This is a genomic window from Streptomyces sp. NPDC033131 (assembly GCF_055578365.1).
The window spans coordinates 110,259-124,909 of the sequence record NZ_JBVIPA010000002.1 but is presented as its reverse complement, the minus strand read 5'-3'; the positions used below and the strand labels follow the sequence as shown (position 1 = coordinate 124,909).

The window sequence follows — 14,651 nt, the reverse complement described above, 5'->3', positions numbered from 1 at the left end:
GTGAGCGCACCGGCAGTGCGGACCGACGCGCTCAGCTGCTCAGCGTCAGGCGGGGCCTGGGGGCGTCCGTGCGTCCCGTCTGCGGGCGTCGGCTGCCTGCCCGGTACGGCGCCGGCCAGACGACGCCGGGCCCGTCGTAGCCCTGCTCGGCCGCCGCGTGCAGGGTCCAGTGCGGGTCGTAGAGGTGAGGGCGGGCCAGCGCGCACAGGTCCGTACGCCCGGCCAGGATCAGGGAGTTGACGTCGTCCCAGGAGGAGATCGCACCGACCGTGATCACCGGGATCCTTGCCGAGTTACGGATCCGGTCGGCGAACGGCGTCTGGTACGACCGCCCGAACTCCGGCCGTTCGTCGGCGACGACCTGCCCACTCGACACGTCGATCGCGTCGGCGCCGTGCGCGGCGAAGGCGCGGGCGATCTCGACGGCGTCCTCGGCCGTGTTCCCGCCCTCGGCCCAGTCGGTGGCCGAGATGCGGACGGTCAGGGGTTTCTCCTCCGGCCACACGCCGCGTACGGCGTCGAAGACCTCCAGCGGGAAGCGCAGCCGCCTCGTGAACGAACCGCCGTAGGCGTCGGTGCGGCGGTTGGTCAGCGGGGAGAGGAATCCGGAGAGCAGGTAGCCGTGGGCGCAGTGCAGTTCGAGAAGGTCGAACCCGGCACGGGAGGCGCGACCGGCGGCGGACGCGAACTGCTCTCGGATGTCGGTGAGTTGGGCGCGGGACAGCTCCCGCGGGGTCTGGCTGTACGGCTTGTACGGGATCGGGGACGCGGCCACCAGCGGCCAGTTGCCGTCCTCCAGGGGCTCGTCGATGCCCTCCCACATCAGTTTCGTGGAGCCCTTGCGCCCGCTGTGGCCGAGCTGCACGCCGATCGCGGTGCCCGGCGCCCGCGCGTGCACGAAGGCGGTGATCCGTTTCCAGGCCTCGGCCTGCCTGCCGGTGTAGAGGCCGGTGCAGCCGGGCGTGATCCGGCCCTCGGGGGAGACGCACACCATCTCCGTCATCACCAGGCCGGCGCCACCGAGGGCCCGTGCGCCCAGGTGGACGAGGTGGAAGTCGCCGGGCACCCCGTCGGTGGCGGAGTACATGTCCATGGGCGAGACGACGACCCGGTTGCGCAGGGTCAGGCCGCGCAGCCGGAACGGCGTGAACATCGGGGGTGTGCCGGGCGGACAGCCGAACTCGCGCTCCACGGCCTCGGTGAAGCGGGCGTCGCGCAGCCGCAGGTTGTCATGGGTGACGCGGCGGCTGCGGGTGAGCAGGTTGAAGGCGAACCGGCGGGGCGGCTGGTCGAGGTACAGCCCCAGGTTCTCGAACCACTCCAGGCTGGCGCGGGCGGCCCGCTGGGTGGAGGCGACGACGGGCCTGCGCTCGGCCTCGTACGCCGTCAACGCCCCCTCCAGACAGTCCTGTTCCTCGAGACAGGCGGCCAGGGCGAGCGCGTCCTCGACGGCGAGCTTGGTGCCGGAGCCGATGGAGAAGTGGGCGGTGTGGGCGGCGTCGCCCAGCAGGACCACGTTGCCGTGCGACCAACGCTCGTTGACCACCGTGCGGAAGGTGGTCCAGGCGGACCTGTTGGAGGTGAGCGGCCGGCCTCCCAGCGCGTCCGCGAAGATCTTGGCGCAGCGCTCGACGGACGCCTGCTCGTCCAGTTCCTCGAAGCCCGCCGCCCGCCAGACCTCCTCCCGCATCTCGACGATCACGGTGGAGGCGTCGGCCGCGTACGGGTAGCCGTGCAGCTGCATCACACCGTGGGCGGTCTCGGCGATCTCGAAGCGGAAGGCGTCCAGGGCGAAGTCGGCGGCGAGCCAGATGTAACGGCAGTGGTGGGTGGCCACATGGGGCCGGAACACAGGGGCGTACGCCTCACGGGTGGTGCTGTGCACACCGTCGGCGGCGATGACGAGGTCGTACGCCTCCGCCAGATGGGCCGGGTGGGGCGCCTCGGAGTGGAAGCGGAGGTCGACGCCGAGGGCGCGGCAGCGGTCGTGCAGGACCTCCAGGAGGCGTTTTCTGCCCAGGGCGGCGAATCCGTGTCCGGTGGAGGTGTGGCGGGTGCCCCGGTGGACGATGTCGATGGTGTCCCAGCGGACGAAGTGCTGCTGGAGGGCCGCGTAGACGGTCGGGTCGGCGTGTTCGATGCCGCCGAGGGTTTCGTCGGAGAGGACCACTCCGAAGCCGAAGGTGTCGTCGGGGGCGTTGCGTTCCCAGACGGTGACTTCGCGGTCGGGGCTCAGACGTTTCAGCAGGGCTGCGGCGTAGAGGCCGCCGGGGCCGCCGCCGGTGATCGCGATGCGGTGGGAGTGGCCGGTCTCGTTGCGCGAGTGCGGGCCGGTGGGGGCCGGTCGCGCCCCGCGGCGGAGCCGCATGTCGACACAGCCCCGCGCCCCTGAGGTAGGTGTGCTCACCGTCCGCTCCATTTGGGAGGGCGCTTTTCCTTGAACGCTGCGTGGAACTCCGCGTAGTCCTCGCCGTTCATGAGGAGGGCCTGGGTGGCGGCGTCCAGCTCGACGGCCGCGGCGAGCGGCATGTCCAGTTCCGCCGTGAGCAGCGCCTTCGTCTGGGCGTACGCCAGGGCCGGGCCCTCGGCCAGGCGGCGGGCCAGGGACTGGGCGGCCTCGTCGGCGCGGCCCTCGGCGGTCAGTTCGCTGATCAGGCCGATCCGCTCGGCCTCGGGGGCGTGGACCGGCTCGCCGAGCATGAGCAGCCGGGTGGCGTGGCCGAGGCCGACGATCCGGGGCAGCAGGTAGGCGGCGCCCATGTCGCCGCCGGACAGGCCGACGCGGGTGAAGAGGAAGGCGAAGCGGGCGCTCGGATCCGCGACCCGGAAGTCCGCCGCCAGGGCCAGCACCGCGCCCGCGCCGGCCGCCACCCCGTGCACCGCCGCGATCACGGGGAAGGGGCACTCCCGTACGGCACGCACCACCTGCCCGGTCATCCGGTTGAAGTCGAGGAGCTGGGCGGTGTCCATGGCCAGGGTGGCGCCGATGATCTCGTCGACGTCACCGCCGGAGCAGAAGCCGCGCCCCTCCCCCGCCAGGACCAGGGCGCGCACGGACCGTTCACGGGACAGCTCGGCGAGCAGGTCGCGCAGGTCGGCGTAGGCGCCGAAGGTGAGCGCGTTGAGCTTGTCGGGGCGGGCGAGGGTGACGGTGGCGACGCCGTCGGTGAGATCGACGCGCAGGTGGTGCCAGTGGGGGGTGCGGGCGGCGGAGCCGGTGAAGGGACTCACGAGGTGCGGCCTCCTCGTTCGGTGGCGGGCACTGCCTCACGGAGCTCTGTCCTTCGAAGCTATCACTCATCCGTGACCGTCGTCACGAGTGCGCGATACGTCGGCGGTGGGGACATCCCCCGGACATCACCGCGGATCTGACCCGGCCCCGTCACATCCGTCACGGCTCGTCGACACCCCCGTAACGGCGGGAGCAACCGCGCGAGGCCCGCCGTTCAACCGGGTAAGCCGCCCGCAGCGGGGCCGAAGGTCCCGCACGGTGCCCGTCGGATGCCTCCGCCGGGCGCGCCGTACCATTCATCGGGTTGAAAGCAGGACAGCCTGCTCATGAACGGAACCGCCTTGTACGAACGCCCCGCAGCCTTCGCCTCCTGGCGCATCGCGCTGCCGCACTCCGCCGCGGCCGTGCCGGTGGCCCGGGCTCTGGTGCGCACGGCGCTGGCCGAGCTGGAGCACGGGGCCGACAGCGACACCGCGGAACTGCTGACGGCGGAGCTGGTGGCGAACGCCGTGGAGCACACCACCGGGGACGCGCCGATCGAGCTGGTGGTGGAGCTGCTGCCGAACGGCTGCCAGGTCGAGGTGCACGACCCGGATCCGGCACCGCCCGGCAACCTCACGCGGCCGGTGGACACCGAGCCCGACCCCTGGCAGGAGCACGGCCGCGGACTGCTGCTGATCCGCGCCCTCAGCTCGTCCTGCGGCCACCGCCCCACCGGCTCGGGCAAGGCGGTGTGGTTCAGGCTGCCGACGGTGCCGCCTCAGCGTCGTCCGGTGTGACCGCGCGACCGGCGTGACCGCGTGACCGGCGTTCAGGCCAGGGTGGCCACCATGACCGCCTTGATGGTGTGCATACGGTTCTCCGCCTCGTCGAAGACGACCGAGTGGGCCGACTCGAAGACCTCGTCCGTCACCTCCAGCGACTCCAGGCCGTGGGCCTCGAAGATCTCGCGGCCGACCTTGGTCCCGAGGTCGTGGAAGGCCGGCAGACAGTGCAGGAACCGCACGTCGGGGTTGCCGGTGGCGCGCAGGACGTCCATGGTCACGGCGTACGGGACGAGGGCGGCGATCCGCTCGTCCCAGACCTCCTTGGGCTCCCCCATGGAGACCCAGACGTCGGTGGCCACGAAGTCGGCGCCGCGGACGCCCTCCGCCAGGGACTCGGTGAGGGTGATGCGGGCCCCGCTGGTCTCGGCGAGCTCCTGGGCCCGTTCGACGACGTCCTGGGCGGGCCAGTAGGACTTCGGGGCGACGATGCGCACGTCCATGCCGAGCAGGGCCCCGGTGACCAGGTAGGAGTTGCCCATGTTGAAACGGGCGTCGCCGAGGTAGGCGAAGGCGATCTCCCGGACCGGCTTGCTGCTGTGCTCGGTCATCGTCAGCACGTCGGCGAGCATCTGGGTGGGGTGCCACTCGTCGGTGAGGCCGTTGTAGACGGGCACGCCGGCGTACGCGGCGAGCTCCTCGACCTTGGCCTGGCTGTCCCCCCGGTACTCGATCGCGTCGTACATCCGGCCCAGCACCCGGGCGGTGTCCTTGACGGATTCCTTGTGGCCGATCTGCGAACCCGAGGGGTCGAGGTACGTCGTCGAGGCGCCCTGGTCGGCGGCGGCGACCTCGAACGCGCAACGCGTGCGCGTCGAGGTCTTCTCGAAGATCAGCGCGATGTTCCTGCCGCGCAGGTGCCGCGTCTCGGTCCCGGCCTTCTTGGCGGCCTTCAGCTCGGCGGCCAGCTCGATCAGGCCGAGGAACTCCTGCTCGGTGAGGTCGAGCTCCTTGAGGAAGTGGCGGCCGCCGAGGGCGGTCGGGACTGTCGCCATGGCGGGCGCTCCAGGGATACGAGAACAATGACCGTGGAAGTCTATACGACCTGCGGCATTTCTATACGACCCGTCGTTCGACCGCTCCGGGCCTATACGCGCTCCCGTTCGACCGGACAGCTCATGCACCGCGGCCCGCCCCGCCCGCGCCCCAGTTCGCTCCCCGGGATCTCGATCACCTCGATGCCCTGCTTGCGCAGATGCGTGTTCGTCGTGGCGTTGCGTTCGTAGGCGACGACGACACCCGGCTCGACGGCCAGCACGTTGCAGCCGTCGTCCCACTGCTCGCGCTCGGCCGCGTGCACGTCCTGGGTGGCGGTCAGGACACGGATCTCGTTGAGTCCGAGCGCTGCGGCGATCGCGCGGTGCATGTGCTCCGGCGGATGGTCGGTGACCTTGAGCTCCTTGTCGCCGACACCCGGCTCGATGGTGTAGGAGCGGAGCATGCCGAGCCCGGCGTACTGGGTGAAGGTGTCACCGTCGACCATCGTCATCACGGTGTCGAGGTGCATGAAGGCGCGCCCCTTGGGCATGTCGAGGGCCACGATCGACTCGGCGGAGCCGGCGTCGAACAGCTTGTGCGCGAGCATCTCGACGGCCTGTGGCGTGGTCCGCTCGCTCATGCCGATGAGCACGGCGCCGTTGCCGATCACGAGCACGTCCCCGCCCTCGATGGTCGACGGATAGTCGACCTGCCCCTCCGACCAGATCCGGAACGTTTCGTCACGGAACAGCGGGTGGTGCCGGTAGATCGCCTCGAAGTGCACGGTCTCGCGCTGCCGGGCGGGCCAGCGCATCGCGTTGATGGAGACGCCGTCGTAGATCCAGGCGGAGGTGTCGCGGGTGAAGAGGTGGTTGGGCAGCGGACCGAGCAGGAAGTCGTCGAGCTCCATGACATGGAAGCGCACGGAGGTCGGCTCCTCGTGCATCTCCAGGAACTCCCGCTTGGTCATGCCGCCGACCAGCACCTCGGCCAGGTCCCGGCCGGACAGCGCCTCGAAGGCGGCCCGGAGGTGGTCGGTGGCGAGCACCCCGTACTCCTTCTCGTCGAAGACCCGGTCCAGGACGAGCGTCCGGGCCGCCGGGATCTCCAGGGCCTCGGTGAGCAGGTCCCCGAAGAGGTGCACGGCGACACCGCGGTCGCGCAGCACGTCGGCGAACCCGTCGTGCTCGGCACGCGCCCGGCGCACCCAGAGCACGTCGTCGAAGAGGAGCGCGTCCTTGTTGCTGGGGGTGAGCCTTTTGAGCTCGAGATCCGGCCGGTGCAGGATGACGCGGCGCAGGCGCCCGGCCTCGGAGTCGACATGGAATCCCATGCCTCCATCCTGACCATTGGGGGGCGGGTTGACCCGTCGCTCACGTGTTTCCGTGACCACTTGTTTTCGTCCTCTTGACGATAATCACCTCGTCCGGTTATCGTCGCTCAGACGAAAAGCGAGGGGATCCCATGGCTGACATCACCCGGCGCCTCGGCCTGCGCCACCTGCGCGGCGCACCGACGGCTCACATCCGGCACCACCGCGCGGGCCGCCTGCTGCACGACGGGCCGGGGCTGAGCTTCTGGTTCCGGTCGCTGACCGCCGCGCTGTCGGAGATACCGGTCGACGACCGGGAACTGGCGATGACGTTCCACGCCCGTACCGCCGACTTCCAGGACGTGGCGGTGCAGGCGACGGTCACCTACCGCATCGACGACCCGGGCGTCGCCGCCGCCCGCCTCGACTTCTCCATCGACCCGGACACCGGCGTGTGGCGGGGCGCGCCGCTGGAGCAGCTCGCCACACTGCTCACCGAGACGGCCCAGCAGCACGCGCTGGACGTCCTGGCGCGTACGCCGCTGGCGGCCGCGCTGGTCGACGGCGTCAGCTCGGTGCGCGAGCGGATCACGGCCGGTCTGGGAGCCGAACCGCGGCTGCCCGCGACCGGCATCGAGGTCGTCGCCGTACGCGTGGTGGCGCTGCGGCCGGAGCCCGAGGTGGAGCGCGCGCTGCGCACCCCGGCCCGTGAGCAGATCCAGCAGGAGGCCGACCGGGCGACGTACGGACGGCGGGCCCTCGCGGTGGAACGGGAACGGGCCATCGCGGAGAACGAGCTGGCCAGCAAGATCGAACTCGCCCGCCGCGAGGAGCAGTTGGTCGACCAGCGCGGCACGAACGCCCGGCGGGAGGCCGAGGAGCACGCGGCGGCGGACGCCGTACGGGCGCAGGCCGAGGCGGCACGCACGGTGCGGCTCGCCGAGGCCGAGGCGGCCCGTGCCGTACGGCTGTCCCGTGCGGAGGCGGAAGGGGCGCGCGAGCTCGGCGAGGCGCGGGCCCAGGCGCAGGCCGCCTGGCTGCGGGTCCACGCGGAGGTGGACGTGGCGACGCTGCACGCGCTCACCGGGACACGGCTCGCGGAGAACCTGCCGCGCATCGAGAGCGTGACGGTGTCACCGGACGTGCTGACCGGACTGCTGGCCAGGCTGGGCGCGCGGGAGCAGGAGTGAGCCTCGCACCCCGGGTCGTCGTCGTCCATCGCACCACGGAGTACGAGGAGCTGGTGGCCCGGCACGGCACGCACGGGCAGGCCGCCTTCTTCCTGTCCTCCCGGGGCCGGGACATCGCGGAGCTCGCCGAGCGGTACCGCCGGACGCGGCAGGCGCTGACCGAGGTCGGCTCGGCGGTTCCGCTGACCTGGCGTCAGGCACGGGTGGAGCGGGCCGACCTGGACCGTTTCCTCTTCGCGCCCGAGGACGTGGTGGTCGTGGTCGGGCAGGACGGGCTGGTGGCGAACGTCGCCAAGTACCTCGGGGGGCAGCCGGTGGTGGGCATCGACACCGACCCCGGACGCAACCCCGGGGTGCTGGTCCGGCACCGCCCGCGCGACGCGGCCGCGCTGCTTCCGGCGGTCCTCACCCGCTCCGCCGGCGTCGAGGAACGCACCATGGTCGAGGCCGTCGCCGACGACACCCAGCGGGTCGTCGCGCTCAACGAGATCTGCCTGGCAGCCGTCGGACATCAGACGGCCAGATACCGCCTGGGCCTGGAGGGCGACGGGGGTGTCGTCGAGGCCCAGGCCTCTTCCGGGGTGCTCGTGGGCACGGGCACCGGGGCGACCGGGTGGATCCGGTCGGTGTGGCAGGAGCGCGGCGGCCGCTGGCGCCTGCCCTCGCCCACCGAGCCGCGCCTGCTGTGGTTCGTCCGCGAGGCCTGGCCGTCCCCGGCCACCGGCACGTCGTCGGTGGCCGGGGAACTCACCGCGCCGTCCGGTCTGCACCTCACCGTCGAGTCGGAGCGGCTCATCGCCTTCGGGGACGGGATGGAGACGGATGCGGTGGAGCTGACCTGGGGGCAGTCGGTGCGGATCGGCGTGTGCGGGGAGCGGCTGCGGTTGGTGGGGTGAGGCGACGCCGGGCGCCGGGTCAGCCGCTGGGCTGGGGCTGGAGCAGTTCGGGGCGGGCCAGCATGCGGCGGGCCGTGCGGCCGGGGTCCAGGGTGGCACGGGCGACGATCCAGCCGGCGAGGGCATGCGGTTCGGCGGGGTCGGCGGCCAGTTCGTCGGCGTACCGGGCGAGCGCGGCGGCCGGGTCACCGGCGGCGAGGTGCTCGTCGGCTGTTCGCGGGGCGGCGGGACGCGTCGCGAAGACGTGGGTGCGCAGGTCCGGCCAGGAGGTGCGGTCGGGGCGAAGACGCGGAGTGCCCGCCGGGTACGCCGAGTCGTCCGCCGGAGCCACGTTGCGCAGCCGCCACTCGGTGCGGTGCAGCGCGGCCGCCGTACGGGCGCGGGCGAGGGCGGCGGCGGAGACGGGCTCGCGCAGCCAGCCGTCCAGCGTGCGGGCCAGGCCGGACACCAGGGCGCGGCCCTGGACGGTGAGACGGCCCTCGGCCAGCAGGGTCCGCACGACGAGCCGGCTCTGCAGGCGTCGCAGCGCGAAGTGGTACCCGGCCTCGTCCTCGGCGGCCGCCCGGCCGTCCCGCGCGGCGGCCATGCGGTCCCGCCAGAAGCCCGCGACGCCGGTGAAGGCGTACGCCCCGTGGAGCAGGCCGGTGAGGTGGCGCGGGTCGGGGCGCCACGGGGCGTAGTACCGCTCTTTCCGGTCGTCGTCGAGCAGGGGGAAGAGGTGGAGGAGGGCGGCCAGCTTGCTGTGCTGGAACTCGTGGACCAGCGTCTCGGCCAGGGCGAGCGCGGCGGAGGGGCGGGCGATCACCATCGCGCCGAAGGAGTCCCCGCTGGAGGCAGAGACCTGAACGGTCGGCGGGGCGGGAGGGTCCGTACGCGTACGGCCCCAGGGCACGATCGACCGGATCCAGGCCGGGTCGAGCCGCCCGGGCCCGGCCCCGCCCGGCACCGCGAGCACGGCGACGGCCTCCTCGAACACCCGCTGCCACGCCACCGCCTCCGCGGCGTCGAGCCGGGCGGGCGGCAGGGGGTCGTCCAGGTCGCGGTAGGGGTCGAGGTCGTCGAGGGGTATGGCGAGAGTCCCGGCGGGCGTCGGGTGGGTGAGCCCGCGCAGGGGGAGCCAGGAGGAGGTTCCGACTCCGGCCGCCGCAGGCGTCTCGCGCGTCGGATCCCCGTGCGAGGCGCCGGCCTCCCCGCTCCGCTCTCGCCCGCTCCCCCACCGCACCGCCACCGGCCGGACCGTCACGGACGTCGTCCCCCCGTCGCGCCCCGGCACCGAGAGCGTCAGCTCTCCCCCGCTCGTACGGGCCCGCCCGACCGTCAGTCCCCGTTCCCCGTCGGGCAGTCGGGCCAGCCCCAGCCCGGGCAGGGGCAGCGCCCCGTCCACCACGGCGACCCGGAGTTCCGCGTCCGTACCGGCGTACAGGGACGCCGTGACCGCCAGGGCGCACAGATGGCCGGCCTCCGCCCACAGGGGCGGTCCCGACGCGGTGCCGTGGGTCCGGCGCAGGACGTGGGCGATCCAGCCGCCGGTCGCGGGGGCGAGCAGCAGCCGGTCGACCGGCTCGGGGGTTCGCTCGGCCGCGTCCTTCAGGACGTGCCAGGCCTCGGCGGCCGGGGTCAGCGGTGTGGGGAGGCTGTCGAGGCGGTCCAGCAGGGTGCGCAGGAGCAGTAGCCGGCGGGCCCGTTCGCCTCGTTCGAGGAAGGCGACGGCCGCCGCGGAGCCACCGCCCGCGGCCAGTTCCGCGAACAGCCGCTCGGGCATGCGGAACGGGTCGGGGCGCTGCTCACTGCTCATGGTCGGAGGACCTCCGGTCGCGGGTGCGGGCATGCGGGGACCCCGACGGGCGCGCAGGGCCTCGTCAGGGTTCTGCCGTCGGGGCGGAGCCGCCTATTCGGCCCGGGCTCCCCCGTTCCCCTCACCTCCGCCCCGGATGCTGCTGCGGGCGCGCAGAACCTCCTCGAGAAGGCGGGCGTTCGGATGGAGCGGGGCGAGACCGTCCACGGCGGTCAAGGGCAGCGCCGCGAGGTCCGCCAGATCCGACTCCCAGATGTCGGCATGCCGAGCGGCGGCCGACGCGCGAGCGGTGGCTGCGGGGTGGTGCAGTGCGGGCGGCTGGTCCAAGGTGCTCCCCCTTCTCGCACGGTGGCACGCGATGCCCCGTGCCCGTGTCCTTTTCCATCATGGCCATACATGCCCGGGTCGAAAACCGTACGATCACGCCACTCGATCATTTCCGATCGTTTCGGCGTCTCACCGAGGCCTCGAATTCTCGGAGTGCCGCGTCGAGTTCGGCCGCGCGCTCGGGGTCGTCGTCGAGCGAGACCACGGCGTCGAACAGCTCCCGCAGGGCTTCCGGGTGATGCCGGGCGAGCCCGTTGAGTATGCCGGTGGCATCCGTGCGGGCCTTCGTGTGACGGGGCAGTGTCGCCGTGACCCGCGGGGTCAACGCGCCGACCACCGTCTGCCGTTCGGTGGGGTCGTACATCAACGGGTAGGCGAGCAGCGCCTCCACGGCCCGCAGCAGCGGCGAGACCGGGCGCGGGCCGGGGCCCTGGCCTGCCACGGGAACGATCTCGGTGCGTTCGGGGCTCTGCAGCCGGATCTCGGGATACTGCAGAGTACGGCCCGCTTCCCTGAGGGCCGCGATACGTGTTCGTACGGCCGGAAACAGTTCCTCCGGATCGGGCGGGGCGGGCAGAGCGGACGCGCGGTCGGCCAGCAGAGCGAGCAGCACCTCGGAGAACAGGCCCGTGGCGCGCCCGGGGTCGTTGGCGGCGGCCCGGCCGCGCCCGGCGGCCCGCAGCAGGGTCTGCCGGTGGGCGAGGTTGCGCCGCCCCACGGGCAGCGCGTCGGGCGGCAGGGCCTCCCGGAAGCCGAGGGTCTCCTCGAAGGTCTCGCAGGCGTCCACGATCCACATTTGCTCGGTGAAGGCGGGCACGGCGTCACCGGCGTACCGGGCGAGCGCGGAGTCCAGGTCGATGCCCAGCTTGTCGGCGGTGGTCGCGTCCGCGCAGAACAGCCGCAGGTGACCGGCCCGGTCGAGGACTCCGTGCCCGCCCCACCACACCCACAGGACGTCCCCCTGGGCCAGGGGGAGTTCCCGGACGAGGGCGCGGCGCAGGGTCGCGTGGTCGGCCGGCCGGTACGGGAGGTCCGGGACGTACGGCGGCAAAGGGGCGAGGTGGAGCCGGAGCCGGTCCTGCGGCACCCCGGCGTCGCGCAGCAGCCGGTGGAAGGCGACCGCGTCCCGGGCGGGCCCGGGCAGGTCCCAGCCGGATCCGGCGTCGTACCTCTCGACGCCGACGATCAGGGCGTGCACCCGGGTGGGATCCATGACCGGCTCGCGCCCCGTCACGGCAGGCGGTCCACGATGTGCCGGTACACCGCGGGGTTGGTCCAGTAGGCGCTGTGGGCGGCGGGGAACGGCTGGCGGCTGTCGACGGCGATGTCGGTGACGCGGCCCGGGAACAGTGCGGCGCCGAGGTAGGAGAGCAGGTCGCGGGGGTCGTACAGGTTCAGCCAGTCCGGGACGTGCGGCGGCAGCGGGGCCGGGTGGGTGAGCGTGGGCAGGGCGCCGGACTCGTACAGGAAGGGCCCCTGGGAGCCGGCGGTCACCAGGAGGCGGACCTGGGGCAGCGGGGCGGCGATCAGCGTGTCCAGGGCGATGATCCCGCCGAGGCTGTGGCAGACCAGCGCCACGGGTGGCTCCAGGCCCGCGACGAGCGTGCGCAGGTCCGCGCGGACCGCCTCACCGCGGCTGAGATAGCGCAGGATGTCCGCGGCGGCGGGGTGCGCGGCCTCGGTGAGGGCGCGCCGACGGCGTACGACGGCATGGGACGCGGCGGATCCGGCGGCCCGCAGCAGCAGGGAGCGCAGGCCGCGTTCCGTGCCCCGGGGCGGTGCGCCGAGGGCTTCGGCGAGCCGGTCGACCACGGCGTCCCGGGTGTCGCCGACCGGGACGAGCGGCGTGTCGGCGTCCAGGGCGTCGGCGATGACCCGGGCGGCCAGGCTGCGGGCGGCGAGCGGGGCGAGGTCGTCGGCGCCGAGGGCGTCGGCGGCGGGGCCGAGCAGCGGATGGGCGGCGAGGCCGGTGGCCGCGCGGGCCAGCCCGGGGCCCAACTCGGCGGCGAGGGCGTCCCCTTGGGCGGCGAGCGCGGTCAGCCGGGCCTGGAGCTCCACTTCCGGCGGTACGGAACCGGGCGGGCGCTCCACGACCAGGCCACCGCCGGCCGCGGCGAGGCCGAGCTCGGCGTACGGGTCGGTGTAGAGGGCGGCCCAGGCGGCCGCGGTGTCGTCATCGACGGCGGCCGGCGTTTCGGCGAGGCCGATGCCCCGGGCCGTACCCCCCGCCTGCGCGGGCAGACTCGCCCCGCCGGCGGCGAGCGTGGCGCCGTGCGTGCCTCCCCAGTAGTACGGCACGACGCGCAGTCCGTCGCGCAGGGCGGTCAGCCCGGCCGCCACGCGCCCCGCGAGCTTCGAGAAGCCGGGTTCGCGCACTCCTGTGCCGTGAATGAAGACGACCGCCGTCATGTGCCCCCCGTGACACCCGTGCAGCGTTGTGTACGACTTCCGTTGCGACGTCAACTTACCAGTATCATAAGGAGGTTGGGGTCGAGCACACATGCGAAGACCCTCGAGCGGCCGGAGACGGCCCCGACAACTGGACACCAGGGGGACACCGTGAGCCCTGACGCGATGATCACGCACTTCGTGGGGGCCTCGGCCCTGATCCTGGTGGCCGCACACGCCGCCGGCTGGCTGGCACGGAAGCTGAAACAGCCCTACATCGTCGGCCAGTTGACCGCGGGCATAGCGCTCGGCCCCTCACTGCTCGGCAGCCTGGCACCGGACACCTACGACAAGCTGTTCCCCGACGGCATCGGTCCGGCCCTGACCGGGTTCGCGCAGTTCGCCCTGGTGGTGTTCCTGTTCGCGGTGGGCTACGAACTGGACCTGAAGGTCCTGGGCGCACGGGTGCGCACGGCGGTCACGGTGGCGCTGGCGGCCTTCGTGGTGCCGATGGCCGTGGGCAGCGGCTGTGCGCTGCTGTTCCAGGCGCAGTTGCGGGACCTGGGCATGCCTCGGGACCTCTCCCCCGCCATGGTGGTGTTCGCCGGGGTCGCCCTGTCGATAACGGCGGTGCCGGTGCTGACGGCCATAGTGCGGGAGAACGGCCTGGCCCGTACGGTGCCCGGCGTGGTGGCCGTGTCGGCGGCCGGACTGCTCGACGTGATCGGGTGGACCGTGCTGGCCGGGACGCTGATGGACGGCGACAGCGGCGAGCACGCGCTGGGGTGGCCGTGGCGGGCGCTGCTCGCGGTCGGCTTCACCGCCCTGATGCTGGTGTGTGCCCCGCCGCTGCTGCGGCGGCTGCTGTGGGGGCCGCGGACGCGGATGGAGCCCTCGCTGCGACTGGCGTTGCTGATCGGTTTCGCCCTCGGGTCGGCCTGGGTCACGCACTCCCTCGGACTGCATGTCATCTTCGGCGCGCTGCTCGCCGGGGTCGTGGTGCCCCGGGAGGAGGGCGGAACCCTCGATCCGGAACTGGTGCGGCCGCTGCACGACGTCAGCTCGCTGCTCCTGCCCTTCTTCTTCGTGGTCTCCGGGCAGTCCGTCGCCCTGAACACCATGGACGGCACGGGATGGGTCGCCCTGCTCGTGGTGACCGTCCTGGCGATCACGACGAAGGTCGGCAGCGGGACGGTGGCCGCGCGGCTGGGCGGGCTGGACCGGGACGACGCGCGGACCGTCGGGGTCCTGCTGAGCGCCCGCGGCCTCACCGAACTGATCGCCCTGAACGCGGGTCTCCAGGCGAATCTGTTGAGCAAGCCGCTCTACACGGTCCTGGTCTTCATGGCCCTGGCCACGACCCTCCTCACCCAGCCCCTGCTCCTCCTGGTCCGCCGCCTGGCCGAACGCCCCCACACGGTCCATGCGGACCCCGTCCCCGCAGCAGACCTGGGCTGACGCCCCAGGCGCACGGGGAACTGCGCGACCGGCCCCCACCGGCCCGCACCGTCGCCACAACCCCACGCCACCCCACGACAGACATGCACTGACACCCCACCACGGGCAGGCTTGACACACCAGGGGCGCGGGGAACTGCGCCACCGGCCCCCACCAGCCCGCACCGTCGCCACAACCCCACGCCACCCCACGACAGACATGCACTGACACCCCACCACAGGCAGGCTTCACACCCCAGGGGCGCGGGGAAC

12 protein-coding genes are annotated in these 14,651 nt (G+C 73.1%); 4 read left to right on the top strand and 8 right to left on the bottom strand.

Features of this window, described 5'->3' with window-relative positions; translation table 11 throughout:
- Positions 1–31 precede the first annotated feature (31 nt).
- Positions 32–2,419 (bottom strand): bifunctional salicylyl-CoA 5-hydroxylase/oxidoreductase, encoded by a 2,388-nt coding sequence (locus ACZ5XS_RS03955; protein ID WP_468647612.1) that lies wholly within the window; start codon positions 2,417–2,419, stop codon positions 32–34.
- Entirely contained in the window at positions 2,404–3,231 is an 828-nt protein-coding gene (locus ACZ5XS_RS03950; protein WP_468647611.1) for an enoyl-CoA hydratase family protein, read from the bottom strand. The genes ACZ5XS_RS03955 and ACZ5XS_RS03950 overlap by 16 nt, the downstream gene beginning before the upstream one ends.
- A 327-nt stretch (positions 3,232–3,558) precedes the next feature.
- Between ACZ5XS_RS03950 and ACZ5XS_RS03945 the strand changes: the two genes are divergently transcribed.
- The gene (locus ACZ5XS_RS03945) at positions 3,559–4,011 is read left to right on the top strand and encodes an ATP-binding protein (RefSeq protein ID WP_468647610.1); all 453 of its coding nucleotides are present in this window, start codon (positions 3,559–3,561) and stop codon (positions 4,009–4,011) included.
- Positions 4,012–4,043: 32 nt separating this feature from the next.
- Here ACZ5XS_RS03945 and argF read toward each other — a convergent pair whose 3' ends face one another.
- A complete protein-coding gene (gene argF, locus ACZ5XS_RS03940) occupies positions 4,044–5,051 on the bottom strand; it encodes an ornithine carbamoyltransferase (protein WP_468647609.1) in 1,008 nt (335 codons plus the stop codon).
- 92 nt (positions 5,052–5,143) lie between these two features.
- The gene (locus tag ACZ5XS_RS03935; RefSeq protein ID WP_468647608.1) at positions 5,144–6,367 is read right to left on the bottom strand and encodes an arginine deiminase; all 1,224 of its coding nucleotides are present in this window, start codon (positions 6,365–6,367) and stop codon (positions 5,144–5,146) included.
- 131 nt (positions 6,368–6,498) lie between these two features.
- Here ACZ5XS_RS03935 and ACZ5XS_RS03930 point away from each other — a divergent pair, with 131 nt between their 5' ends.
- Both ACZ5XS_RS03930 and ACZ5XS_RS03925 read left to right on the top strand, forming a co-directional pair.
- Positions 6,499–7,536 carry an SPFH domain-containing protein gene (locus ACZ5XS_RS03930; RefSeq protein ID WP_468647607.1) on the top strand — a complete coding sequence of 346 codons (1,038 nt, stop codon included), beginning with the start codon at positions 6,499–6,501 and terminating at the stop codon, positions 7,534–7,536.
- Complete coding sequence (locus ACZ5XS_RS03925; RefSeq protein WP_468647606.1) at positions 7,533–8,432, top strand: NAD(+)/NADH kinase; 900 nt, start codon at positions 7,533–7,535, stop codon at positions 8,430–8,432. Before ACZ5XS_RS03930 ends, ACZ5XS_RS03925 begins: the two co-directional genes overlap by 4 nt.
- A 19-nt stretch (positions 8,433–8,451) precedes the next feature.
- Here ACZ5XS_RS03925 and ACZ5XS_RS03920 read toward each other — a convergent pair whose 3' ends face one another.
- The 4 genes from ACZ5XS_RS03920 to ACZ5XS_RS03905 all read right to left on the bottom strand — a co-directional run bounded on the left by ACZ5XS_RS03920 (position 8,452) and on the right by ACZ5XS_RS03905 (position 12,963).
- On the bottom strand, positions 8,452–10,227 hold the full coding sequence (locus tag ACZ5XS_RS03920) for an HEXXH motif domain-containing protein (RefSeq protein ID WP_468647605.1): 1,776 nt from the start codon (positions 10,225–10,227) through the stop codon (positions 8,452–8,454).
- Between the two features lie 93 nt (positions 10,228–10,320).
- Positions 10,321–10,554 carry a hypothetical protein gene (locus tag ACZ5XS_RS03915; protein ID WP_468647604.1) on the bottom strand — a complete coding sequence of 78 codons (234 nt, stop codon included), beginning with the start codon at positions 10,552–10,554 and terminating at the stop codon, positions 10,321–10,323.
- Positions 10,555–10,660: 106 nt separating this feature from the next.
- Positions 10,661–11,788, bottom strand: a complete 1,128-nt coding sequence (locus ACZ5XS_RS03910) for an effector-associated domain 2-containing protein (protein ID WP_468647603.1) — start codon at positions 11,786–11,788, stop codon at positions 10,661–10,663.
- The gene (locus ACZ5XS_RS03905) at positions 11,785–12,963 is read right to left on the bottom strand and encodes a hypothetical protein (RefSeq protein WP_468647602.1); all 1,179 of its coding nucleotides are present in this window, start codon (positions 12,961–12,963) and stop codon (positions 11,785–11,787) included. Before ACZ5XS_RS03905 ends, ACZ5XS_RS03910 begins: the two co-directional genes overlap by 4 nt.
- Positions 12,964–13,113: 150 nt before the next feature.
- Between ACZ5XS_RS03905 and ACZ5XS_RS03900 the strand changes: the two genes are divergently transcribed.
- A complete protein-coding gene (locus ACZ5XS_RS03900) occupies positions 13,114–14,400 on the top strand; it encodes a cation:proton antiporter (protein WP_468647601.1) in 1,287 nt (428 codons plus the stop codon).
- Positions 14,401–14,651: the final 251 nt, after the last annotated feature.